This is a genomic window from Gemmata sp. SH-PL17, assembly GCF_001610855.1.
GTDB lineage: Bacteria > Planctomycetota > Planctomycetia > Gemmatales > Gemmataceae > Gemmata > Gemmata massiliana.
The window spans coordinates 2,164,272-2,184,774 of the sequence record NZ_CP011271.1; the positions used below are offsets into that span (position 1 = coordinate 2,164,272).

General features: G+C 65.1%; 22 protein-coding genes. 12 read left to right on the plus strand and 10 right to left on the minus strand.

The features are described from left to right. Window positions 1-50 precede the first annotated feature (50 nt). The 5 genes from VT84_RS08965 to VT84_RS08990 are packed head-to-tail and all read left to right on the plus strand — an operon-like array spanning window position 51 to window position 7,640. The gene (locus VT84_RS08965) at window positions 51-881 is read left to right on the plus strand and encodes a hypothetical protein (RefSeq protein ID WP_082839277.1); all 831 of its coding nucleotides are present in this window, start codon (window positions 51-53) and stop codon (window positions 879-881) included. Further along, window positions 881-5,761 (plus strand): fibronectin type III domain-containing protein, encoded by a 4,881-nt coding sequence (locus tag VT84_RS08970; protein ID WP_082839278.1) that lies wholly within the window; start codon window positions 881-883, stop codon window positions 5,759-5,761. The genes VT84_RS08965 and VT84_RS08970 overlap by 1 nt, the downstream gene beginning before the upstream one ends. A 4-nt stretch (window positions 5,762-5,765) precedes the next feature. Beyond that, window positions 5,766-6,272 (plus strand): hypothetical protein, encoded by a 507-nt coding sequence (locus VT84_RS38310; RefSeq protein WP_157469344.1) that lies wholly within the window; start codon window positions 5,766-5,768, stop codon window positions 6,270-6,272. 55 nt (window positions 6,273-6,327) lie between these two features. Beyond that, a complete protein-coding gene (locus tag VT84_RS08985) occupies window positions 6,328-6,567 on the plus strand; it encodes a hypothetical protein (protein WP_082839281.1) in 240 nt (79 codons plus the stop codon). Then, window positions 6,567-7,640 (plus strand): hypothetical protein, encoded by a 1,074-nt coding sequence (locus tag VT84_RS08990; RefSeq protein ID WP_082839282.1) that lies wholly within the window; start codon window positions 6,567-6,569, stop codon window positions 7,638-7,640. The genes VT84_RS08985 and VT84_RS08990 overlap by 1 nt, the downstream gene beginning before the upstream one ends. Here VT84_RS08990 and VT84_RS08995 read toward each other — a convergent pair. Further along, a complete protein-coding gene (locus VT84_RS08995) occupies window positions 7,630-8,235 on the minus strand; it encodes a hypothetical protein (protein ID WP_157469346.1) in 606 nt (201 codons plus the stop codon). The two genes, VT84_RS08990 and VT84_RS08995, sit on opposite strands and share 11 nt — an antisense overlap. 76 nt (window positions 8,236-8,311) lie before the next feature. Here VT84_RS08995 and VT84_RS09000 point away from each other — a divergent pair, with 76 nt between their 5' ends. After that, window positions 8,312-8,683: a hypothetical protein gene (locus VT84_RS09000; RefSeq protein ID WP_082839284.1), complete on the plus strand. Its 372-nt coding sequence runs from the start codon at window positions 8,312-8,314 to the stop codon at window positions 8,681-8,683. Next, window positions 8,680-9,423, plus strand: a complete 744-nt coding sequence (locus VT84_RS09005; protein WP_082839285.1) for a hypothetical protein — start codon at window positions 8,680-8,682, stop codon at window positions 9,421-9,423. The genes VT84_RS09000 and VT84_RS09005 overlap by 4 nt, the downstream gene beginning before the upstream one ends. Here VT84_RS09005 and VT84_RS38315 read toward each other — a convergent pair. Continuing rightward, the gene (locus VT84_RS38315; protein ID WP_157469348.1) at window positions 9,420-9,920 is read right to left on the minus strand and encodes a hypothetical protein; all 501 of its coding nucleotides are present in this window, start codon (window positions 9,918-9,920) and stop codon (window positions 9,420-9,422) included. The genes VT84_RS09005 and VT84_RS38315 overlap by 4 nt on opposite strands. Next, entirely contained in the window at window positions 9,920-10,429 is a 510-nt protein-coding gene (locus VT84_RS42165; RefSeq protein ID WP_082839286.1) for a DUF6575 domain-containing protein, read from the minus strand. Before VT84_RS42165 ends, VT84_RS38315 begins: the two co-directional genes overlap by 1 nt. Before the next feature lie 667 nt (window positions 10,430-11,096). Between VT84_RS42165 and VT84_RS38320 the strand changes: the two genes are divergently transcribed. Further along, window positions 11,097-11,486: a hypothetical protein gene (locus tag VT84_RS38320; protein WP_157469350.1), complete on the plus strand. Its 390-nt coding sequence runs from the start codon at window positions 11,097-11,099 to the stop codon at window positions 11,484-11,486. On the opposite strand, the gene VT84_RS09015 is transcribed toward VT84_RS38320, so the two are convergent. Genes VT84_RS09015 through VT84_RS09040 form a run of 6 tightly spaced genes read right to left on the minus strand, consistent with a single transcriptional unit; the run spans window position 11,483 to window position 14,630 of the window. Continuing rightward, window positions 11,483-12,595 carry a hypothetical protein gene (locus tag VT84_RS09015; protein ID WP_082839287.1) on the minus strand — a complete coding sequence of 371 codons (1,113 nt, stop codon included), beginning with the start codon at window positions 12,593-12,595 and terminating at the stop codon, window positions 11,483-11,485. The two genes, VT84_RS38320 and VT84_RS09015, sit on opposite strands and share 4 nt — an antisense overlap. Beyond that, window positions 12,562-12,837: a hypothetical protein gene (locus tag VT84_RS09020; RefSeq protein ID WP_082839288.1), complete on the minus strand. Its 276-nt coding sequence runs from the start codon at window positions 12,835-12,837 to the stop codon at window positions 12,562-12,564. Before VT84_RS09020 ends, VT84_RS09015 begins: the two co-directional genes overlap by 34 nt. Window positions 12,838-12,875: 38 nt before the next feature. Beyond that, window positions 12,876-13,454 carry a hypothetical protein gene (locus tag VT84_RS09025; protein ID WP_082839289.1) on the minus strand — a complete coding sequence of 193 codons (579 nt, stop codon included), beginning with the start codon at window positions 13,452-13,454 and terminating at the stop codon, window positions 12,876-12,878. Next, window positions 13,451-13,795: a hypothetical protein gene (locus tag VT84_RS09030; protein WP_082839290.1), complete on the minus strand. Its 345-nt coding sequence runs from the start codon at window positions 13,793-13,795 to the stop codon at window positions 13,451-13,453. Before VT84_RS09030 ends, VT84_RS09025 begins: the two co-directional genes overlap by 4 nt. A gap of 1 nt (window position 13,796) precedes the next feature. Further along, window positions 13,797-14,192 (minus strand): hypothetical protein, encoded by a 396-nt coding sequence (locus VT84_RS09035; protein WP_082839291.1) that lies wholly within the window; start codon window positions 14,190-14,192, stop codon window positions 13,797-13,799. A 12-nt stretch (window positions 14,193-14,204) separates the two neighbouring features. Continuing rightward, a complete protein-coding gene (locus VT84_RS09040) occupies window positions 14,205-14,630 on the minus strand; it encodes a hypothetical protein (RefSeq protein ID WP_082839292.1) in 426 nt (141 codons plus the stop codon). Window positions 14,631-14,746: 116 nt separating this feature from the next. Between VT84_RS09040 and VT84_RS09045 the strand changes: the two genes are divergently transcribed. From VT84_RS09045 to VT84_RS09070, 4 genes are read left to right on the plus strand one after another with little or no spacing between them, the layout of a single operon-like run. Then, a complete protein-coding gene (locus VT84_RS09045) occupies window positions 14,747-15,232 on the plus strand; it encodes a hypothetical protein (protein ID WP_082839293.1) in 486 nt (161 codons plus the stop codon). Window positions 15,233-15,263: 31 nt separating this feature from the next. After that, window positions 15,264-16,358 (plus strand): hypothetical protein, encoded by a 1,095-nt coding sequence (locus tag VT84_RS09050; RefSeq protein ID WP_082839294.1) that lies wholly within the window; start codon window positions 15,264-15,266, stop codon window positions 16,356-16,358. Continuing rightward, complete coding sequence (locus tag VT84_RS38325) at window positions 16,355-17,677, plus strand: hypothetical protein (protein ID WP_157469352.1); 1,323 nt, start codon at window positions 16,355-16,357, stop codon at window positions 17,675-17,677. Before VT84_RS09050 ends, VT84_RS38325 begins: the two co-directional genes overlap by 4 nt. 22 nt (window positions 17,678-17,699) lie before the next feature. Then, a complete protein-coding gene (locus VT84_RS09070; RefSeq protein WP_082839298.1) occupies window positions 17,700-20,150 on the plus strand; it encodes a glycosyltransferase in 2,451 nt (816 codons plus the stop codon). Window positions 20,151-20,238: 88 nt separating this feature from the next. On the opposite strand, the gene VT84_RS09075 is transcribed toward VT84_RS09070, so the two are convergent. Continuing rightward, window positions 20,239-20,445 carry a hypothetical protein gene (locus VT84_RS09075; protein WP_082839299.1) on the minus strand — a complete coding sequence of 69 codons (207 nt, stop codon included), beginning with the start codon at window positions 20,443-20,445 and terminating at the stop codon, window positions 20,239-20,241. Window positions 20,446-20,503: the final 58 nt, after the last annotated feature.

Below are 20,503 nucleotides of genomic sequence, written 5' to 3' on the forward strand. Positions count from 1 at the left end.
ACCCGGGCCGCTCGCGTCATGCGGCGGCCCATTCCGTTTGGTGACCGCACATGGCCAACCTCAACTTGCCCGCGACCGGTAGCCCGGTCAACGTTGAGGCGGTAACGTCGCTCAACGGTCAGACGGTCCCGCTCGGCAACTTCCAGCGCACGATCCAATCGATCTACGCGGGTCCGGGCGTCGCTTACGACATCATCGGCGGCGCGGGCAACGTCACCCCGGGCACCCAGCGCATCACCCTCGCGACCGACGACGCCGCAATCGCGACCCTCGCGACCATCCTCGGCATCGTGGACAGCGCGCCCGCCGCGAACACGGTCAACGACCGGTTGCGGCTCGTCGTGGCGGGGCTGGCGGCAATCTTGAAGGTAGGGGGCAAGTACAGCGCCTCGTTGCCGACACTAACGGACGGCGAAACGGCGCAACTCCCGACCGACGTGAACAGTGTTCTGTACACGAACCCGGGCGCGCTCAGTGCCGCTCTCGACAGCGTGACCGCGAAACTCGCGACCGCGACCAGCGGGGGCACCCAGGGCGTTCAGTACACGATGGCGGCGAGCACGAACGCCACCGTGGTCAAGGCGTCGGCGGGTCAACGGTACAAGGTCATCGCAATCAACACGAACGCCGCGGAGCCCCGGTACGTTCACTTCTGCGATTCGGCATCGGCCCCCACGCCCGGCACCACCACCGTCAAGACCACGCTCGCGGTACCCGCCGCGTCCTCGTCCATCCTACCCACCGTCGTCGGGGACTCGCAAGCGAACGGTCTGGAGTTCGCCGCCGGCATCTCGTTTTACGTCACCAAAGGATTCCTCCCGTCCAACACGACGGCGCTCACCGACGCCAACGACATGCTGGTAATCGTGGAGTACAAGTAATGGCGGACCGCCCCGAGTCGCTCCGGGCGCTGGTGCCGCGTCAGCGGGTGGCCCGCGCGTACCACTCCCGTGGGTTCGGCGTCGCCGTGCGCCCGCTTCCCCCCACGGGGCTCTCCGGCACCCCGACTACTAACAGCGTCACGCTGTCGTGGACCGACGCCAACGCGGGTATCGCGACCTACCGGGCGGAATACTCGCTCGACGGGGAGTCGTGGAGCAACGGGGGCAACACGGCGGCCGGGGGCACGTTCGTCACGGTCGGCGGCCTGACACCGGCCACTCTGTACTTCTTCCGCGCGTTCGCGGAGGTGGAGTTCAACGGGGATTCTGTCGATTCCGCCACCGCGCCGGTCATCACCGTCGTCACCTCGGACCCGCCCCAGCTCCCGCCCGGCGTGCCCGTCGGACTGAACACGCTCGTCCTGTCCAGCGAGCGCATCGACCTCGGGTGGACGCCCGCGGACGATACCGACCAGGGGTTCGAGGTCCAGTATTCGCTGCACGACGCGGACACGTGGACCTCGCTCCCGCTCACGGCGCCGCACGCGACCGGGGCGTCCGTCACCGGGCTCGTGACCGGCACGAGTTACGACTTCCGCGTGCGCGGGTTTAACGGCTTCGGCGCGTCCGACTGGACGCCGATCGTCACCGCGCAGACACAGAGCCCCGCGCAGGCGCCGAACGCGCCGACGAACCTCGCGGTCTCCCTGCCGTCCGGCGGCGCCGCGGCGACGCAGCTCAACCTGTCGTGGGTCGATAACTCGGTCAACGAGACCGGGTTCAAGATCGAACGGTCGCTGAACGGGATCGACGGGTGGACGCAGATCGATACGGTGCTGGCCGGGGTCACGACCTACCAGGCCACCGGGCTCAGTTCGTCCACGACGTACTTTTTCCGCGTCCGCGCCTACAACGGGTTCGGAGATTCGGCCTACACACTGGTGCGGAGCGGCACCACGCAATCGGGCGGCTCATCGGCCCCCGCCGCGCCGACGCTCGCGCAGCCCACGTCGAGCGACGCGACACACATCACGCTCGTGTGGGTGTCCAACGCGACCAATACCGAGTCGTACACCGTGTACCGCGGCATTGCTCCAACGAGTATGGAGGCGATCGCCACCGGGCTCCCGGCCGACACGCTCACCTACACCGACCCAAACGCTGGTCCGGCGGGAAAGTACTGGTACTACGCGGTCGCGGCGGTCAACGGGTTCGGTGAGGGGCGAAGTAACAACCGGTACCTCCAGTCCAAACCGAACGCGCCCGCCGCACCGGGCGGGACGCTCTCCGCCACGGCCCTCTCGCCCACGCTCGTGCGGATCGACCTGACGGCCAATTCCGCGACGAACCCGCCCGCGGTGTTCCTGAATTGGCAGATGTCGACCAACGGTGAAGATTGGCCCCCGGGCGACACCGCGAACGTGTGGCCCCAGATCCCGGACAACACCACAGATGTCCAGACCCAGGGCTACTACAACACGTTCCAGGCGACCTACGGCGCGGCGCCGCAGCGGTTCCACTTCGCGGGCTTGACCCCCGGCAGCACCTTGTGGTTCCGCGCGGTCAACGCGAACAGCGGGGCCGCGAGCCCGCCGTCGAACGTGGTCGGCCCGATCACGCTCCCGCTGAGCCCGCCCACCATCACGGCACCAACCGGTGTCACCGGTACCGCACTCACGGCCGTGTCCGCACTCGTGCAATGGACCCTGCAGACGGACCGCGTCGAAGAGGGCATCCTGGTCGAGCGCACGGCCGACAACGGGACCACGTGGCAGGTCGCCGCGCCCAACATGTACCCCGGGTGCGTCTACCTCGTGGACTCCGGACTCGCCCCGGGCGCGACGTACAAGTGGCGCGTGACCCCGTTTACCGGGCGCACCCAGACCGGGTACCAAACGTACTCTTACGGGCAGTCCGCGACATCAACGGTGTCCGCCGGCGTCACGCTCGGGGGCACGTCGGGCGGCGCGCCGACCGCGCCCACGAACCTGACCGCGAGTGCCTACGACGACACCCGCGTCAGCCTCGAGTGGCAGCTGAACGCGGAGGACGAACTCGGTACGGCGATCGAGGTGTCCACGAACGGCGGGGCGGACTGGGCGCAGTTGACCACCGTGGGCAAGTGGGTCTGGTCCTGCTACGTCACCGGGCTCGTCGCGTCCTCGTCCTACCAGGTCCGCACGCGGACCTTTAGCGCGGGCGGGTACTCGTCCTACTCGAACACGGTCACGGTCTCCACGCTCGCGGCCGGGCACACGTACACGGGCGATCTGGACCTGGCCCCGGCGCCGGCGACGGTCATGATCCCGCCGCAGCAACTGGCGATCTACCGCCAGATGCAAATCGACTACAACAACGGCTCGCCGATCAACCACGGGGGCCAGCAGTTCGCGCGCATCAAGACCCTGGCGGACCAGTCCGTCGCGTACCACTCGTCGGGCACCACCGCGGGCCTCGGGTACCTCGACGCCTGGGGCGACGTGGGCTGGTACGCCGCCCTCATGTACCAGATCACCGGGACGGCGGTGTACGCCCAGGCCGCGTACACGATGCTCGCGGCGAACCCGGCCGGCGCGCAGAGCACGTTCGGGGCGCAACTGCTCGTGCGCCCCGTGTGGACGCTCCGGGGCGCGCCCGCACTGAACTTCGTCAGCGCGACGCTGCAGCAAGTCATCATGATGTACGACTGGTGCCAGGGGGCGTGGACGACCAACCAGAGAGCCAACGTCCGGGCCGGCATCGAGGCGTGGATCAAGTACACCGCGGGCTGGAACACGAAGCAGTACACGGGCGGGGTGCGCATCGGCCCCGCGCAGGAGACGAACCACAACTCGTTCGCGGTCGGCTATTTCGGACCCGCTTTTTGGGACGCACTGGGCCGCGCCCCGTCCGCGGGCTCGTGGACCCGGCAGAGCCAGTTCGTCCCCTACGGGGGGTTGCAGCCGGCCTACGCGACCCAGACCGGCAGCCCGAACAACAACACGTTCGCCAACGAGGTGTGGGGCACGTGGGCGCAGCAGCTCTCCGGCGGCACGCCCGCGGAATCGAGCGAGTACGGGGGCAAGACCGCGGTGGCCTACGCGCTCAACGAGACGGCCATCCGCGAGGCGCGGTCGCTCGCCGGGGACAACACGGACTACCACCCGCTCGCCCGCACCGCGGTGCGTGAATCGGCGCTCGCACAGGTCTCCGAGTGGTCGCCGGACCTGCTTCAGGTGTACCAGTTCGGCGACGAGGGGGTGACCCACGGGATCGGGTCCAACGGGTTCGTCCGCGGGCGCCACGGGCCGCTCGCGCTGGCCGGCAACGTCTCGCGCGGGAACGCGACAATCGGGCCGGCCGCCCTGGGACTGGCGCGCGAGATCTACGACAAGAACAACGCGGCCCCGTGGGGCGGGAGCACGACGCCCTACTGGTGGTACTTCGTGCGGGTGAACCCCTACGCGACCACCGCGGCCCGTAGCACGCTCCCGGCCGGGCACGGCGACCCGGTGCAGGGGATGGTCACCTACCACACCGGCGCGGGAGCCGACGACAGCTTTTTCGCGTGCCTGATGAACCCGGTCAACGGCACCGACCACCAGGCGTTTCAGTTCCGGAACCACGGCGTGTACCGCAAGGGCGGGTGGGCGCTCACGAGCCCGCTCGGGTACGGCGGGCCGGGGATCTACGCCGACTGCTCGAACCAGATGATGATCGGGGGGCTCGGGCAGTTCGGCAACTTGTTCCGGCCGAACGGCGCGGTGGTCCGCGGCACCCAGCGCCCGCTCGCGTACAAGTTCGGGTCGGCGTTCGCTTACGCTTACTGCGTGGGCGAGACCTACGGCCCCTACTACGACGTCGCGGTCATCTACGGCGGCACCCCGCCCGCGTTCTGCCACGAGTGGACGCCGGCCGTCGTGTACGTCCCCTCCACCGACGGCAAGTCGGACGTGGTCGTCACGTTCGACCGGGTGCTCGCGCAGAACCCGATCCTGTTGCCCAACGGGGGCGGCACCGGGACCGGGGTCGGGTTCTACGCCACGTACCGCGCGAGTGATAGTTTGGCGGACCGTACCCGCATCACCTCGAACCCGGTCTCGAACGTCCCGCTCGGCGCGAGTACCACGGTACCCGCCAGCCCGGGCACGCCCGCGCTAAAGCAACTGATCGTCCACGCCGCCGCGGTCCCGACCATCAACGGGGGCGGAGCGGACATCACCTGGAGCACGGCCGGCGCCACCGGGTACCCGTCCCCGGGCTCGAACCTGAAGATGGTGCCGCTCCTGCCCGCGAGCCGGGTGGTCGCGACCTACTCCGAGGCGGCGATCTTCTACCCGCCATACCGCGACGTGATCGCGGGGAACGCGAACCTGAGCACGGTCGCGGACGGGAGCGCGTACTCGCCCGAAGCGCGGTACCAGGTCCGCGTGTGGCCGTCGACGCCCTGGCCCGCGGACACAACGAACACGTGGGACACGTTCCTGAACGTGGTGTTCATGGCGGACGTGTCGGGCGGACCCGCGACCCAGACCGCCACACTCGTCCAGGACTCGACCGGCGGGACGAAAGCAGCGGGGGCGCTCGTTACGCGGTCGGCGCAAAACGATTTGCTCGTGATGTTCGGGGCCGCGCCCTCAAGTGGGCTGTGGCCCGCGACGACGTTTAATAGGGTCGAATCGAGCGGGTACACGGTCACCTGGACCGCGGTGGCGGGTACCACGAACGTCGTGCTCGCCAACCTGGACCCGGCGAAGACGTGGACGTACACGGTCGACGGGGGCGGGGCGCAGTCGCTCGCGGTGAGCGTCGACTGGGGCGACGCGGCGCGCATCGGGGCCGCGGGCGAGATCCAGGTGAGCGGGACCGGAAGTCACACGATCGTGCTAACGGGAGTGTAGGACAATGGACGAGCAAAAAGAGATGACCGCTGATATGGCGTTACAAGTGGTTAGCGAAACCATTAACGCGATGCTGCAGCCAGTTCTGATCACACGAAGCCATTTAACAGATGAGAATCTGAGCCTATTACGATCGCGTGCTCGGGAGCTTTCTTCGGCCTACAGCACACTCAATGCGGCAGTTGAGAAGCAACAAGAAGTCCTCGCGGCCGAGCGCAAGCGGATCGCGAACGAGATGTTCGCCGAAGCCGACCGGCAAGAGAGCAAGTGCCGCAGTCAGTACGACGAAGGCCACGTTGTTGCAATCGAGTTTCGGGAGTTTGCTCAAAAGCTGTGGGGCCGACGGAGTTTTCCGCGCAGAAGCCCGAAGCGAAGACGGGCGACCGTTGGTGGTGGCGGTTCGATAGTTCGAGCGAACCTGTCATTGTTGCGTTCAGCCGGCCAGTGGTTCAGGGCGAATTGCATGTGCGGATTCCCGGTCTCAAAGATCCGGTCCCCCTGTCCCAGATGACTGGCGAGTGGGCACCGCTCTACACGCCGCCCGAACCGAAGAAAGCGGGTTCCTAATGCCCTCCAAAGACCGTATCCGCGCCGAGATCCGCGCCCAGACCACGGTCGCCCGGTGCGCCCTCCAGGTCGGTACGTTCCTGTGCGGGTGCTGCGAGCGGCCCCAGGACGGCACCGACTTCCACAACACGTACCTCGTGGACGGCGCGCGCGTGAACGTGTGCCGCGGCTGCAAACAGGCCCACAGCCCTTGTGCGCATGTGGCGGCGCTGTGTCAACACAAGAAAGATGGTGAGTGATGGCCGTCGGAGCGTTTTCACGCGGGCGCACCGCGGACCCGTTCGGGTTGTTGTTTGCGAACGGTGGGGTGGCGACCACGTTCGTGATGACCGGGACCGACGTCGGATGGGCAGCCCGGCACAAGGCACGCAGTGTCCGAAAACCCAAAGGCGTGTGGATCAACTGGGCCACGCCCCTAACATCGCCGAACACGGTGACGTTGCGGTACGAGACGACCGACAGCAACGGGAAACCTTCAGGCACGTTGTACGACGCGAACGCGACCAAAGATTTCACGCCGTCTGCGGGCTGGCAGTTCGTGCAGTTCGATGTGCTGCCCACTACGGCCAGAACGGTGGGGGGGCGCTACTGCGTTGTCCTCATCACTGCTGGTTCCAGCACGGCGTTGTCGCTCCGGTCGTCGATAAGCGTCAACACGTCCCCGGTCGCCCCCCTCACCACCACAACCGCATCGACCCGGAGCAGCTTCGCTGTGGTGAGCGCGGCTCCGATCTGCGCCCTCGTGCTCGATGACGATTCGATCGTCACCGAAGGGATGTGCCCCTACGCGGTCAGTGGGACGACGCAGCAGATCTACGGCACCCGTGCCGTCGGGTTCGAGTTCACGCTCCTGGCCCCCGCGGTGCTCGACGGGATCGACGCCGGAGCGATGTCCGTCACCGGTACCCCTTCGGATCTGCTCGCGAAGATCTACAGTGGATCGACGCCGGTGAGCGGGGCGGTCTCCACGAACCTGTTCGCGGACATACTGGCCACGTCGAACACTCGCCAGGGTCGGCTCCTGTTCGACAGCGGCCCGGTCACGTTGCAACCGGGCACGTACCAAGCGTTCGTGCAGCAGAGTAACACGGGAACCGTCAGCACGAACCGGTACAACTTGTCCACCGCGGTCGCCGTGTCCGCGGACCTGATACCCGCAAACTTAGCGATGGTTACGACTCTGGACGTCACCGCGGGGAGCGTCTCGTGGACGAAAACGACAACGGAAACGCCCGCGGCATTCGGCCTGATTTTCTCAGAGCTTCCCTCGGGCGGTGGCGGCGTTCAGATGCCGATTATCATCAACTTGTGATGGATTTTTTGCGGCGAAGCAGCGCCGCGAACGGGAGAGCGGACGCGAGCAAGATGAGACCGGCCGGCGCAGGGGTTGGCGTGACGATATCGGTTTCTCGGAAGTTAGTCAGGTAGAACGTGAGCGACGGGGTGCCGACATCAAGAGTTGCGTTGAGCTGTGATGGCGAGAGGGCGATATTGGGGAAAGGCAGTGTGATGTTCGTTCGGAGAGTGCCGTCGCCCCTATCGTTTGTAATCCCGTAGTTGTAGGAACCGAGAAACGTATCCGGAGTCGTGCCGTTCACGGCATACAGGTCAAAGGTGATGTTCGAGGTCTTGGCAACCAAGTAGTCACTGACCACCGTGATGTCCTGAAACCCGACAATTTGCAACGTCGTGAACCCACCGCTCGGAACAGGCAGCGGTCCCGAAACGAGACTGTTCTTGTCCAGAATATCGGCTAGGTACCCGATCGAGTTCAACGGATCGGGCGACGTCACCGTGAACGCGGCATCCGCCCGGCCCGTGGACATCAGCACCGTGGCAGCGGACAGGGCGAGGGCGAGAGAGAGGTGGCGCATGCGGCGGCTTCCTGACGTGGTTGTAGTGAACATAACATCTGAATCGACAGTATTAGAGCAAGGCGCGCCGAATCCCGCAAGGTAATTCGCGCCGGACACGAGGTGCGCGATGCTGTTACTCCTGTTCTCCGGCGAAGCGATCGCCCCGGCCGCTCCGACCGGCGTCCACGTCGGCACGCGCACGGTTTCCGGTGTACCGCTCTATTTCGTGCTCCCCGATCCGGTGCCCGGGGGCGGCTCGGTCATCACGGCGACGCTGACGCGCAACGGGGACGTGGTGGCGACGGGTGTTGCCGATTCGCCGTACTACTTCCTGCCGGCGGCTTACGGAGACGTGTTCGGGGTGCGCGCGGTGGACGAGTTCGGCAGCGAGTCGGCCGAGGTGACGGTCGTTTACCAGTCCGGCGGGCGACAGTTCGGCGCGGTGGGGCGCGGTGGGGCGCGATTTACGATCGGTGGCGACGACGGGAGCAGTCCATGACGAACAACGGGTACATCGAGTGCCGCCCGGCGGCGGTCTCGGAAGACTACACGATCACGATCACGGTCGAGGGCACGGGATCGATCGCGTCCGGTTGGGCGTTCGCCGGCACGTTGTGGAACGGCGAGACGGGCCAGGAGGTGGTCGGCGCGGTTTCGGTGGCGATCACCGACGCCGCGAACCGGGTGATAACGGCGACGATCGCGGGCCTGAACCTGGCCGCGCTCCCGTACTACAAACAGCACCGGTTCGAGGTGCGCCGCACCGACGACGGGGCGCGCACGGTCGTCGCGTATGGCGTCCTCGACCTGAGCGACCCGCGGTACACGATCCAGGCGGCCGTGCTCCAGCGCGTCGCCGATTCTCTCCACGTGCCGGTCGCGCAGCTCGCCAACGAGTGGTTGTCGCTGTCGGCCCAGTCGCTGCGGGACGCGACCGCGGACCTGACGTCGATCATCGCGACGATGGGCTACTCCGGGGCGCAGATCGCGTCCGCTGATCAAATGCCGATCTGGACGGAGCGGTTGGCCGCGTACTTCACGTTGGGGAGAGGCGCGGCACTGGCGAGCTACGATTTGAAGGCGGTGGAGTGGTTGGACCCGAGGAAGATGATTAAGGACATGACGGCGCTGTTGATTGGCGGTGAGCCGGTGGCGCCGGGGCCGAGTGAGGTCGGGGGAATCGGGTATGGGATGGTGAGCGCGGTGTGCGAGGCGGAGAGAAGGTACGGGAGGTATTAGCCGGCGGGAGCATCAGTTTCTTTTTGGATTCTTTCACGCACCACAACTGGATATTTTTGAGTCGTCCATTCTTCTGTGCCGTCTCGTTTAATCCGACTGGCCACCCACATAATTCCGGGGCCAGCGAATGGAATGGGGCTATCGAGTTGCACTGTAGTTCTATTTATTAGCATGCCGTTTTGAGGAGCGAATTTAAAATCACTTGAGATGAGATCTAGTTTTGTAAATCCCAGTGGCGAGTCGGTATCAGGAATCTCAAAGAAAATCTCTTGAATAAATCTGTCTTTTTCAGTCTCGTTATTCTTTAGGTCAATCATCCACGCGGATATGATAAATAGCGGATTCCATCTAATGACTTTCGTTCCGTCTGGCTGGTTTGTCTCTTCGGATATTTTGTGAATATCAATCATTTCCACCAAATTGTACGCCGTCACCAGTTTAGTAGACGTGTCTTCGAGCAGTCCGCGGGCCAAGAGTGTGTAAACTGGCAATGGCATTAGAAGCTCTGGGCGTAAGAGAATTTTCGTTTTAGAGAAACGGTAGAGAAATTGCTCGCCGATGCATTGCTAATGCTAAATGGCCGCACAATTGAAGCATGTTGTGGCCACAACATCACTCCATGTTTGGGTAACACGTCGTGCGGAATGTCTAAAACGGAAACATCCCAGTAGCTTTGTGTTTCGCCGTCGTAAGCCAAGTCGACCAATCTCGCACCTTTAACGGCGATCATTGATCGAAGATCTTGGTAACCCTTCACGAGTGTCCAAATTGCGTAACTAGTTGTGGGAACCAACAGAAAGCGAAGCCTCTTCTCGTCTTCACCGCACTGGTAAGCGAGAAACAACTTCCCTCCAACGTCGCACGTGAAAATGCGGGGGCCATCGTACTCATAAAGTACGGTGGCCGGTTCGATTTTTATACTCGACGGCCGTCGCCTTTGGCCCTTAACCGCCCACATCTTCTGACCCTTCCACGAGATAAAATCCCTGTTCCCTTTGGCACCCATTATAGCACCACCAAGTCATATGAGGTGGTTTGTACGTCGGCATCGTGTGCCCGCGATCCGGGGTCAATTTTGCTCCTGCAATAGCCGCTCCTAGTGTGGGTACGGCCTTTAATGCGTGCCGTGCCCCTTCAATCGTTGGAAAAACAGATAGCCCGCACCAAGTGCAGCGGTCAAGAGGGCTTGGCTTTCGCCTGAATGTTTTCCCAAGTTCTTGGTGAGAAAGGAAATCCGTTGGAGATACACGATTTTCTTTTAGGATACGGAAAGCCGACCCGTTCGCCGAAACTGCTTCGGGCGGCGGGCACTGTTGTGGGTAAAAGTCGGGGTACTGAGCGTTTGCATTTGTGGCACTTTCGCCGTCCGGCATGGGCGAACTGCTCCGTTGTGTTTGGTTCCGAAAGAGCTTTACTGGGCGAGCTTGAAGATGTTGTCATAACTACGGGTCGAATGCAATGGCGTGCAAAAAATTTGACTGCACCACTGATCGCGAAGGTTCTGACCCTCTCATTTCTCCTTGCCCTGCCCGCCCGCGCGCGTTCTAATCACCACCCCGACCGAACGAATCACTCTTACCGCCCGGTTGCGATGGCAGAGGCGTGAAGCGATCGGGCGAGTAGCTGCGCGCGGGCCGCGCCTGCTCTGGTGGTGCGCCCGCGGCAGGCGGCTTATGCGCTCAAGTCACATTGCGATAATTTCTCTCATATTGTTTATTATTGGAGTTGTTAGTATCGAAGAGTCATCGGGCGAGCGGGGATTCGCCACCATCAGGACATGGAATCGTTCCACATTGCTGATCGGCGCTGTGTTTGGTGGGGCGGGCGCTATTGGTCTACTCGTGGCACTTCCTGCAGCGAAACTGAAAGAAAAGGTAAGATCTCTTCGCCCAATAGTTGGGAAAACCAAGGAAGAAATTACCGAGGTGCTGGGGCGGCCTAAAGACATTGATCGACAACATGGCGGAAAGATTGTCTACGGAACTTGGCGGTCGCTTCTGTTCAGCGTAACGCTTGAATTTGTTGATGATGTGTGCACGACTGTATCACGCGAGCGCAATTAGCCAAAAAGCTGCCGGAGTGTCTCAACTATCGCTCGTGGTGCCAGCGTCACTGGCCCGTGAGCATAGTCCATCAAACGGCCGATTCGTCGACCAGTTTCGGGCGCGCCTACCCATTTCCCCACTTGCTCCCCCCCGCGCTTTGAACTGGCCCAAGAGTCCGAGTTGGGAGCGTATCCGCTTTTATCAATGACGGCCCGGATGCCTTTCAGTTCCTCAAGTTGCTTCTCTTCAACAGATTTCCCCACTCCCGCCGAAAATGCACTCGTGTACGCACGGTTGATGTACGATTGGATGTCGCCGATCTGGGCACCTCGCACCGCAGCGCCGACGCTCGATTTGTTTTCGGGGAGCTTGTCCTTGCCCACCATCTCCCGGACGTCGTTCACAAAATCTCTTAAGGCGACGGCGGCTTTGTTTGCTTCTTCGGCCAGGTGACGAAGAACAGGTGTGATCACAAAATCGATCAGCGGAGTAATCGCGAGCGCTAACGCCTCAATTACGCTTACCGCCCCGCCCAGTGCTGCCTTGAACGCCTCAAAGATACTCTTCCCGCTGTCCATCGTCGAAGCCACGCCCACGAACGCCGCGACCAGCGCCCCAATCGCGACCGGCACACCACCAAACACCGCGATCGCCGCTTTCACCGCGACGACGATCCCGCCGATCGCGGCCCCCAACCCGGCGCCCACTCCCAACCCGGTGAGCAGCCGCTGGGCCTGCGGGGACAGGTTCACGAACGCATCCGCGACCGCACGTACCGCTCCCGTCATTCTCTCCAGAATCGGGATGAGCGCCCGGCCGATGACCGCCTGTGCGTCCGCGAGGGCCTGGTTCCACCGCATGATCGTGACGGGCGACGCCTGGCCCACGAACCGGGCGAGCGCGGAACCGAACGACGTGACGGACTTCTCCAGGGCCGCGAATACCCCGAGGAGCTTGCCGGCGCCGGTGGTCAACCCGGTGAGGAAAGTGTTCTTGGGGTCATTGGACGAACCGTTCCCGCTGCCGCTGCCGCCGGCGCCCGCGTTCTTCTCCAGGGCCTCGGCGGTGCGCCGTGTCCACTCGGTGATTTTGATCAGCCAGTTTTCGAGGTCTTGGTTCGGGTACATAGTCGTTGGCCTTCTTCACTGGCCGCCCACGTGTCGTACTCGCTTCCCAGTGCCTCCGGATCGCCGCCGAGGTGCGCGCCGGTGGCGATGTACTCCTCGCGGGTCGGGAGCCGGCTCGCCTTGCGATTCCGCCGCCTGCCACCGTCCCGCCGCCCGCTCTTACGTGCCGAGTGCACCGCCGGCCTGATGTACAGTTGCCACACGTGCCAGTCGGTCAGCTCGCCGATCTCCGCTCGCGGCACACGGAACGGATCCGCGAGGAGCGTCTTATAGACCCAAATTAAGCGGTAGCGGAAGCCGGTTCGCTGGCGAGTTCTCCGTGCATCTTGTTTGCGAGTTCGGCGGCGACGGCGTCTGCGGCCTGCGGTGTCGCGCCCTTTTCCAGGGCCGTCTGTCGCGCCACCGCCTGAAGAAAATCCGGGCTCACCACGGCCAGCGCCGCCTCCGTCTCAGCACGATGATTAGTGAGCAGGTTTTGGGCGTCGGCTTCGGTCGCGTCCGGGTGGTGCTTTTGCAGGAGGGACAGGAGGAACAGGCGACTCCCGGCGCTCGACTTAAGGATTCGCACCCACCCCGGCTCGAACGTATCGTAGTGACCCGCCGTTAGCGAGTCGCGCACGTCCTGGTAGTACGTCTCACCGTCGTCTCCAAGAACTTGGCGGGTGCGGATTGCGTCGCGGAGCACGTGCGCGCGGACTAGTTCCTCGAACCGCCCCTTCGCGTTCTGCGTGTTGAACCCGAGCCGCCACGTCTTCCCGTCTGCCTCGATCGTCGGGCCGGGGGTCATCGTGATGAATTGGGTCGACGGCGCTCGTTTGCCGCGTTTGTTTTGCTCCTTCGATCGATCTCGCTTGCTCACGGAACGTCCTCAGATTTGGCGACAACTTCACCGGTGGTGCCGTCGGGGTTCAGGCGCAGCGCGATAAACGGGCGCCGCTCCCAGGTCTCCAGCCGGTCGTAATAAATTTCGAGCTTCATCCCGCCGCGGCCGTCGTCCACCATCCGCTTTTTGCGCTGCGGGGAGACAAGCGGTTCGCCCTTCGCGTCGACGATGAACCGGGCGATTTGGCACCGCTCGGTGTCCAGGAAGAACACGTTGGGGATGCGCTCGCCGTCGGCGGGGTTGATGACGCGAACGGGGCACGGGAAGTATCGTGCCCGCGGGTCGCGACCGTCTTTTCGGCAGTCGTAGATGGGCATGTTAGAACGCCGGAAGGACGCGCCCGTTCGCCTGGAACTGGACCGTACCCATCGCGCGGTCGCGGACGGTCGTGCTGGGCTGGAACTCGAGGACGTCGGCCACAACGCCCTTGTACCCGAGTTCCACATTTTTGCGGTACAACAGGTCGCACACCCCTTGTGCTTCGGGGAAGAAGGCGTTGATGGTGATATCGTTCAGGTACATTTCGACCGTGAACGTCGTGTCCAAAACGCCCGTCGCGCCCTCGCTGTGGACGTTGTTCCCGCTGACGCTGATCGCGCTCTCGAAGTTCGTCAGGTCGAGGCGCTCGCGGCGGAACCCGATGTTCCACCGGAACGCGCCCGCGATGGCGGCCGGCGCGCGGAACCGGGCGAACTTGCCGGGCAGGAATGCCATTGGTACCTCCGATTAGCTCACCAGGGTGCGCATGTAGATCGTGGCCGGGTCCGCCGTCGCGTTGGTCCAGTACGTGGTCGTCACGGCCGCCGTAAACGGGTTCGCGATCCCGCAGCCGGCGTACCACACGAACGGCTTGCCCGCGGTGATCGTGATCGTGTTGTCCGGGCTCCCGCTGCTGTTCGTCTTGAGCGTCACGGTCACGTCGGACTTGATGTAGACGCCCTGGAGGTTCGTGTGGTTGAACGCGATGTTCTCTTGCTGGTTCGTCGTCGAGGCGGCGACGGCGATGTTCGCTTCGGTAGCTAATTCCCCGGTCACCTGGACGGAATCGGAAAGCGACACCGAGCCGCCCGCGTGCCCGAACGTGAACGTGTGGGTCACCACCCGGGCGCCGAAGCAGATCGCGACCGCGAGAGCGAGCAGCAGAGTCATCATGGCGGTGCCCCGGGCGTGTGCGGAGGGAGTCCGGCCGATTATCCGGTCGCGGGTTGCCTGTCACCGCACCATGCACGGTACACCCGAGAGGCAACCCGTGGGGTGACACTGCGCACATGGCAGCCGACGTCACACTGATCGTGAACGGGGTCGAATCCGTACTCGCGGAACTCTACCCCACGATTTCCGTCTACCGCACCAAGCGCCCTGTTGCAGGTGGTAAGCCCCCGAACGGCGGGTGGAACCCGGGGTGGAAACTCCCGTGCTTCGTGTTGTCCTCGAACGAGCCCGAAGAGGTGGACGCGGACGGTGATTTTGAGAACGTCACCGTCACCTATAACGTGCTCATCGAGTTCGTGAAAGCGTCGGCCGCGGTAACCCAGGGCGGCGAAAGCCCGGTGCTGCTCGAAGACGAGGAGTTTCGGGAGAAGCGGCAAGCGATCCGCCGCCGGCTCTACAAGCCGGGCGCGGGCGGGGTGAGCCCGGTCAACGTGCAGAACCGAAACCGATCGACTTACGACACGAGCGGTACCGGGGGCGCGATCGTCACGGTAAGCGGGATGATTTTCCGGTACGAGGTGAGCGAGCCGCGGGCGGAATAGGGCAGGCAACTGGCGGCGCCAACCTGTGCACATGCCAGCCCCCGACCCACTCGCCGCCGGGCCCGAAGCGTTTGACGCGAGCCACTGGAAAGAAGCGGTTCGCAACTTCCGCCCGTCCGGCGCCAACTCGTTCAGTTCCACCGGCGCCGAAGCGGTGCTCGAGGGGATCATTTCGGGCGACCGGGTGCGCGGCGCGTTACGTTTTTTTCTCGGGTACAACGCGGTCCAATACCTGGCCGGTACGTACCTGATCCAGCGCACCAACCCCGCGTACCACCCGCGGTACACGCGACTCATCTGCACGAGCGTCGCCGAAGAGGAGTTCAAGCCCGGGACCAAGACGCTGAGTTCGCAGACGCGACTAAAGGTGCCGGCGAACGGGTTCGCGCTCGCCGCAACCAACGTCGGGAACCGAGCGGCGTACCAGTACGCCAAGATCACGGCCCGGTTTACCCCACTCGTCCACAACCTGTTCCAGGACGATCAGATCGACCGTTTGGCGCAGGAGTGGAAGCGAAACGTTTGGGTCGACGTCGAGCCGCGAATCGAGTTCCTGAGCCTGGACGGGTTCACCCTCAAGTTCGCCGAAGGCGAATCGAACGCGCCACCGGTGTCGAACCCGAAGGGCACCGACTACCCGGCCCCGTTCGGCCAGATCCTCGTCAAGCCCGACATCGTCTTGCACTGGGGGGCAGTGCCCAGTGACTTCGTGCTCAAAACGGACACGGACCTGCCCAAGAACATCCTCGACGGGATGGGCAAGGTGAACCGCGACGAGTTCCGCGGGTACCCGGCGGGCACGCTGCTGTTGCTCGGCGCGAAACTGAACCGGGTGCCGTGGGCGCTCGCGATGGGGACCGAGAGCGCTTACGTGTACAACATTGAGCTCTTGATGAACTACTTCAACCCGACCAAGGGGAAGGCGTCCGGCTTTAACATCACGACGAACTTGGGCCACAACAACATGCCCTGGCGCGGCCCTTCGCCCGTGGTTGCGGGCGACACCAATTCGGGGAAGTGGTTCCTGGCGACGCGGACGGGCGGGTCGGGAGCGGCGTCGGTTGATCCGCGCCTGGTCGAAGATTATGACTACATCAAACTGTTCCAATCCCCGAACAACTCATGAACTTCCGGCCCGGTGAAATAACGTCGTCGGAAGCCCAGCGCCTGAACGAAATGTATCAGGAGGTGGAACGCTGGAGGCGGTTGTCCGTCGCCGCCCCATTGTCGCTCCACCGGGGCGCGGGGAACACGGTCATATCTGTCGCGACCCCGAACACGACAACAACCACGACCACCACCGTGGCGCCCTGCCCCGGCGCCTGCACCTGGGCCTACACCGCCTCGACCAAGACCTGGGCGCGCGCCGCTTCTACCTGTGCCTCCGGGTGCGCGTGCCAGGCCCCGACGTACTGCGCGGACGCCGACGCGACCACTACTACCGCGTGCGGCCACTTCTCCACGGATCAGCTCCCGCCGCACTGCGGCGGGGCCACGACGACCGCCGGCCCGTGCACCACGACGACCAGTTCGGCGTGCGCGGCCGGGTGCGACTGGTACTGCCACCCGACGCGCGGGTGGGTCCAGACCTCCAACGGGTGCTCGTCGGCGTGCCCGTGCCCCGTACCGTCCGGGTCGTGTACCGCGTGCTCGTCGAGCCACACGGCGTGCGTGTATACGCCGCCCTCCTGTAGCGGCGGCTGCCGCTGGGTGTGGACCGGAACCGCGTGGGAGAAGCTGTCCGACTCTTGTTCCGGCGTGAACGTCCCCAGCTGCTACTGCGACCCGCCCGCGAGCGACGGCACTGTCTGCGCGCAGGAGGCGTCGACTGGGTGCTACGTCCACGGGCCGGGCGGCGGGGGCGACCCGTGCTACCCGCCCGTGACGACCACCGCCGGTCCGGGGTGCTCGGGCACGTGCGTGTGGGGGACGTCCACGGGCGACAATTGGGACATTATTACGCGCTTCTGCGCCCTGTGCGGGTGCGCGGCGCCTGTCGGGTCGCCCCCGTCCCCCGGCGCGGCCGTCGAGACCCCGTGCATCGCGCCGGTTACGACGACCACGACGACCGCGGCCCCGACAACCACCACGACGACTACGGTGGCGCCGTGCGGTAACTGCGTGTACCAGTGCAACAACACCGGGATCGGGTACCACTACTTCTCCTCCGCCTGCGGCTCGGGGTGCGGGTGCGCGGACGCCTTCGGTGGTACGCCCTGCGTACCCGGGAGCTTCCTCGCCGGCGCGTGCATCGCGGGGGCCACCACCGCCGCCCCGCCGCTCACCACCACCACGCCGGCCCCGGCCTGCGGGACGTGCGGCTGGAACTGCGTCGAGGGCACCTGGAATTTGACGGGCAATTCGTGCACGGGCGTGTGCGAATGCGTACCGCCGGCGGGCGGGTGTTCGGGCGTCGACGTGGCGATCACGAACTGCGCCCCATAACTGCGCCCCCTAACGAGGAACTATGAGCACTCCGAGCGACGTGTTGACGATCGGCATGGCCACGCACCGGGAGCCGGACCACGTGTGGTTCACGCTCACGGCCCTGCACGCGAACCACCCGCGGTGCCGCTACGTCGTGGTGGACAACTCCCCCGAGCGGTGCCGGCGCACGGAGAGCATCACGCGCGCGGTCGGGGGCGCGTACTACCACCGCCCGGACCTGACGGGCACGAGCGCGCCACGGGACGCGGTGTTCCGGTTCGCCGAAACGCCGTGGGTCATGTGCATCGACTCGCACGTGATTTTGGAGACGGGTGCGGTGGCCGCGGCGATCGACTACGCCCGCGCGCACCCGGACAGCCGGGACATCATCCAGGGGCCGATGATCCACGACGACGGCGCGGGCCTGTCGACGCACTGGAACCAGCCGGCCGCCCCGGGCCTGTGGGGGATGTGGGAGCGCGACCCCCGAGGTGGCGACGCGGCGGGCGCGCCGTTCGAGATCCCCATGATGGGCCTGGGACTGTGGATGATGCGGCGCGAGGCATGGCCCGGCTTTAACCCACTGTTCCGCGGGTTCGGTGGCGAGGAGGGGTACACGCACGAATTGGTGCGTCAGCGCGGCGGCCGGGCCATGTGTCTGCCGGCCCTGCGCTGGAGGCACAAGTTCCGCGACACCAGCGGGTTCACAGCGCCCCCGTACCCGTTGCGATTGGAGGACCACGTCTGGAACCTGCTCGTCGGGCACCGTGAGGTTGGTATCGGCGCGCTCCCGCAGATCCACGAGCACTTCGGGCGACGGCTACCCGAAGGCACGTGGCGCGACCTGGTGAGCCGGTCCGAGGCGGCGCAACCGTTCGGCGGCCCGCGCCCCGAAATCGAGCGCCAGCGGATTCTGGCCGTGTGGTACTCGGACAGCGCGCCCCCGAAACAGTTATTGGCGAAGTCGATTCTGTCGGTGACGGCGTCGGCGGCCCAGACCGGGCGCCACGACGTCACCGTCAGCCAGTGCGCGTGGGATCCGTACATCGGGACGGGGAAGCCCGAATTCAACAGCACTTACAGCGGCGAGAAGCGGCGCGGGTACGACACCATCGTCGCTCAGATCCGCCAGGCCGTCGCGCATGCTACCGGCCGCGGAGAGACATACGACGCCGTGGCGTTCTGCGAACACGACGTGCTCTACCCGCCAAGCTACTTCGACCGGATCGGGGACGCCCTGGCCGCGAACCCGACCGCGCCGGTGGTGTCGAATCTCGACTACATCGGCCTGAACGGAACCGGGTGGCAGCGCGTGCGCGAGCGCCACGAGCCGCTCCACCAACTCACCCTGCGCTGGGACGTGTTTCAGGCGAACCTCGCGCGGGCCGAGCGCGAAGCGAAGACCGGTCAGCCGGTGATTCTGGAACCGGACCACGGGGGGCAGCGAACCAACTGGGCGCGGCTCCCGGTCGGCGACTCGACCCCGATGCCGTCCGTCCACGTAAACCACACGCACGGCCGATTCACGTCGCACGGCGACGTGTGCTACGAGCCGCGCGGGTACAGCCTGACGCACCCGCACTGGGGCGAGGCCCGGCACTGGTGGCCGGGTGAGATGACCACGGTGGCGAACGTCGCCCAGGTGGTCGCGCCGAGCGGCTGCGGCGCGTGCGAGGCGAACAAGCACGACACGCTGGCGAAGTGGTTCGCGGGGGCAAGTGCGCAGCCGTCCGATTTCCACGAGCACGTCGGCACGCTCCGCGATCTGGCCAAGATGTGTGACAGTGCGACGGAACTGAGCCTGTGGCAAAAGCCCGCGGACGTGGCGATCGCGTTCGGGCTGGAGAGCGAGATCAACCCGGGCACCTTCACCAGTATCTGTCCGCGCCCGAAGCCGCAATGGGACCGGCTCACGAAGTGGATGGGGGGGCGGTTCACCGGTTTCGCCGCGGACCCGGCGTCGGCGCCCGTGGCCCCCACGGACCTGCTGTTCATCGACACGGACCACACCGCAAACGCCCTGATGCCGCTCCTGGAGGCGCACCACGAGCGCGTGGCGAAATACCTCGTCGTCCACTGCACCGTGACCTTCGGCGAGACGGGGGACAGGCCCGACGCGCCCGGGGTGATGCACGCGCTCCGTGCGTTCTGCCTGAAGCACCCCGAGTGGGTCGTGAAGCGCCACGACCGGAACAACCACGGCCTGATGGTGCTGTCGCGCTGCCCCGAGGACGTGAAGCAACTTCCGTCGCTGTGGCGCAAGGCGATGAACTACACCGCGGCCATGATCCGGCACAAGGCGGCAGGGTCACCGGTGGTGAGTTTGGAGGTGCTGGAGGAGCGCCAGGGGCACTGCGCGACGTGCGAGGATCGCGCCCTGGACGCCTGCGCCGCGTGCGGGTGCCCCCTCGAAGCCAAACTCCCGCTCGCGACCGAAACGTGCGGCCTGGCGAAGAAGGGCCGGGAACCGAAGTGGAAGGCGGCCGCGTGAGAGCAACCGGTTAGCTCCCTCTCGTAACGATCATGTCCCGCGGGGATCGGTCCCCGCGGGACGCTGCGTTTGTGCCCGTGGCGGCGAGTCAACCCGGGAGCGGACCGTCGAGGCGCGGGCAGTAGTCGTCCACTGGGGCGCCCATTACTGCGGGCTTGCCCGATCCTGGGTGCGGCTCGGGGTCGATTTCGCACCAGCGCGAGCCGTCCGGATCGATTCGGGTGGGGCGGTCCAACTCGATGGCGTAGGTGACGGCGGACGGCGACTCGTCGGGCCGCATGTATCGCACGATCATCGGTCGTTCTCCTCGGCAAGCGGCCCCACTCTACGCAGGTGCCGCGGTGTCAGTGACA

What these genes read in the sequence shown, in the direction of transcription:
- VT84_RS08965 (WP_082839277.1), top strand. Translation starts at nt 51, where the DNA reads ATGGCCAACCTCAACTTGCCCGCGACCGGTAGCCCGGTCAACGTTGAG.
- VT84_RS08970 (WP_082839278.1), top strand. Translation starts at nt 881, where the DNA reads ATGGCGGACCGCCCCGAGTCGCTCCGGGCGCTGGTGCCGCGTCAGCGG.
- VT84_RS38310 (WP_157469344.1), top strand. Translation starts at nt 5,766, where the DNA reads ATGGACGAGCAAAAAGAGATGACCGCTGATATGGCGTTACAAGTGGTT.
- VT84_RS08985 (WP_082839281.1), top strand. Translation starts at nt 6,328, where the DNA reads ATGCCCTCCAAAGACCGTATCCGCGCCGAGATCCGCGCCCAGACCACG.
- VT84_RS08990 (WP_082839282.1), top strand. Translation starts at nt 6,567, where the DNA reads ATGGCCGTCGGAGCGTTTTCACGCGGGCGCACCGCGGACCCGTTCGGG.
- VT84_RS08995 (WP_157469346.1), bottom strand. Translation starts at nt 8,235, where the DNA reads ATGTTCACTACAACCACGTCAGGAAGCCGCCGCATGCGCCACCTCTCT.
- VT84_RS09000 (WP_082839284.1), top strand. Translation starts at nt 8,312, where the DNA reads ATGCTGTTACTCCTGTTCTCCGGCGAAGCGATCGCCCCGGCCGCTCCG.
- VT84_RS09005 (WP_082839285.1), top strand. Translation starts at nt 8,680, where the DNA reads ATGACGAACAACGGGTACATCGAGTGCCGCCCGGCGGCGGTCTCGGAA.
- VT84_RS38315 (WP_157469348.1), bottom strand. Translation starts at nt 9,920, where the DNA reads ATGCCATTGCCAGTTTACACACTCTTGGCCCGCGGACTGCTCGAAGAC.
- VT84_RS42165 (WP_082839286.1), bottom strand. Translation starts at nt 10,429, where the DNA reads ATGGGTGCCAAAGGGAACAGGGATTTTATCTCGTGGAAGGGTCAGAAG.
- VT84_RS38320 (WP_157469350.1), top strand. Translation starts at nt 11,097, where the DNA reads ATGCGCTCAAGTCACATTGCGATAATTTCTCTCATATTGTTTATTATT.
- VT84_RS09015 (WP_082839287.1), bottom strand. Translation starts at nt 12,595, where the DNA reads ATGTACCCGAACCAAGACCTCGAAAACTGGCTGATCAAAATCACCGAG.
- VT84_RS09030 (WP_082839290.1), bottom strand. Translation starts at nt 13,795, where the DNA reads ATGCCCATCTACGACTGCCGAAAAGACGGTCGCGACCCGCGGGCACGA.
- VT84_RS09035 (WP_082839291.1), bottom strand. Translation starts at nt 14,192, where the DNA reads ATGGCATTCCTGCCCGGCAAGTTCGCCCGGTTCCGCGCGCCGGCCGCC.
- VT84_RS09040 (WP_082839292.1), bottom strand. Translation starts at nt 14,630, where the DNA reads ATGATGACTCTGCTGCTCGCTCTCGCGGTCGCGATCTGCTTCGGCGCC.
- VT84_RS09045 (WP_082839293.1), top strand. Translation starts at nt 14,747, where the DNA reads ATGGCAGCCGACGTCACACTGATCGTGAACGGGGTCGAATCCGTACTC.
- VT84_RS09050 (WP_082839294.1), top strand. Translation starts at nt 15,264, where the DNA reads ATGCCAGCCCCCGACCCACTCGCCGCCGGGCCCGAAGCGTTTGACGCG.
- VT84_RS38325 (WP_157469352.1), top strand. Translation starts at nt 16,355, where the DNA reads ATGAACTTCCGGCCCGGTGAAATAACGTCGTCGGAAGCCCAGCGCCTG.
- VT84_RS09070 (WP_082839298.1), top strand. Translation starts at nt 17,700, where the DNA reads ATGAGCACTCCGAGCGACGTGTTGACGATCGGCATGGCCACGCACCGG.
- VT84_RS09075 (WP_082839299.1), bottom strand. Translation starts at nt 20,445, where the DNA reads ATGATCGTGCGATACATGCGGCCCGACGAGTCGCCGTCCGCCGTCACC.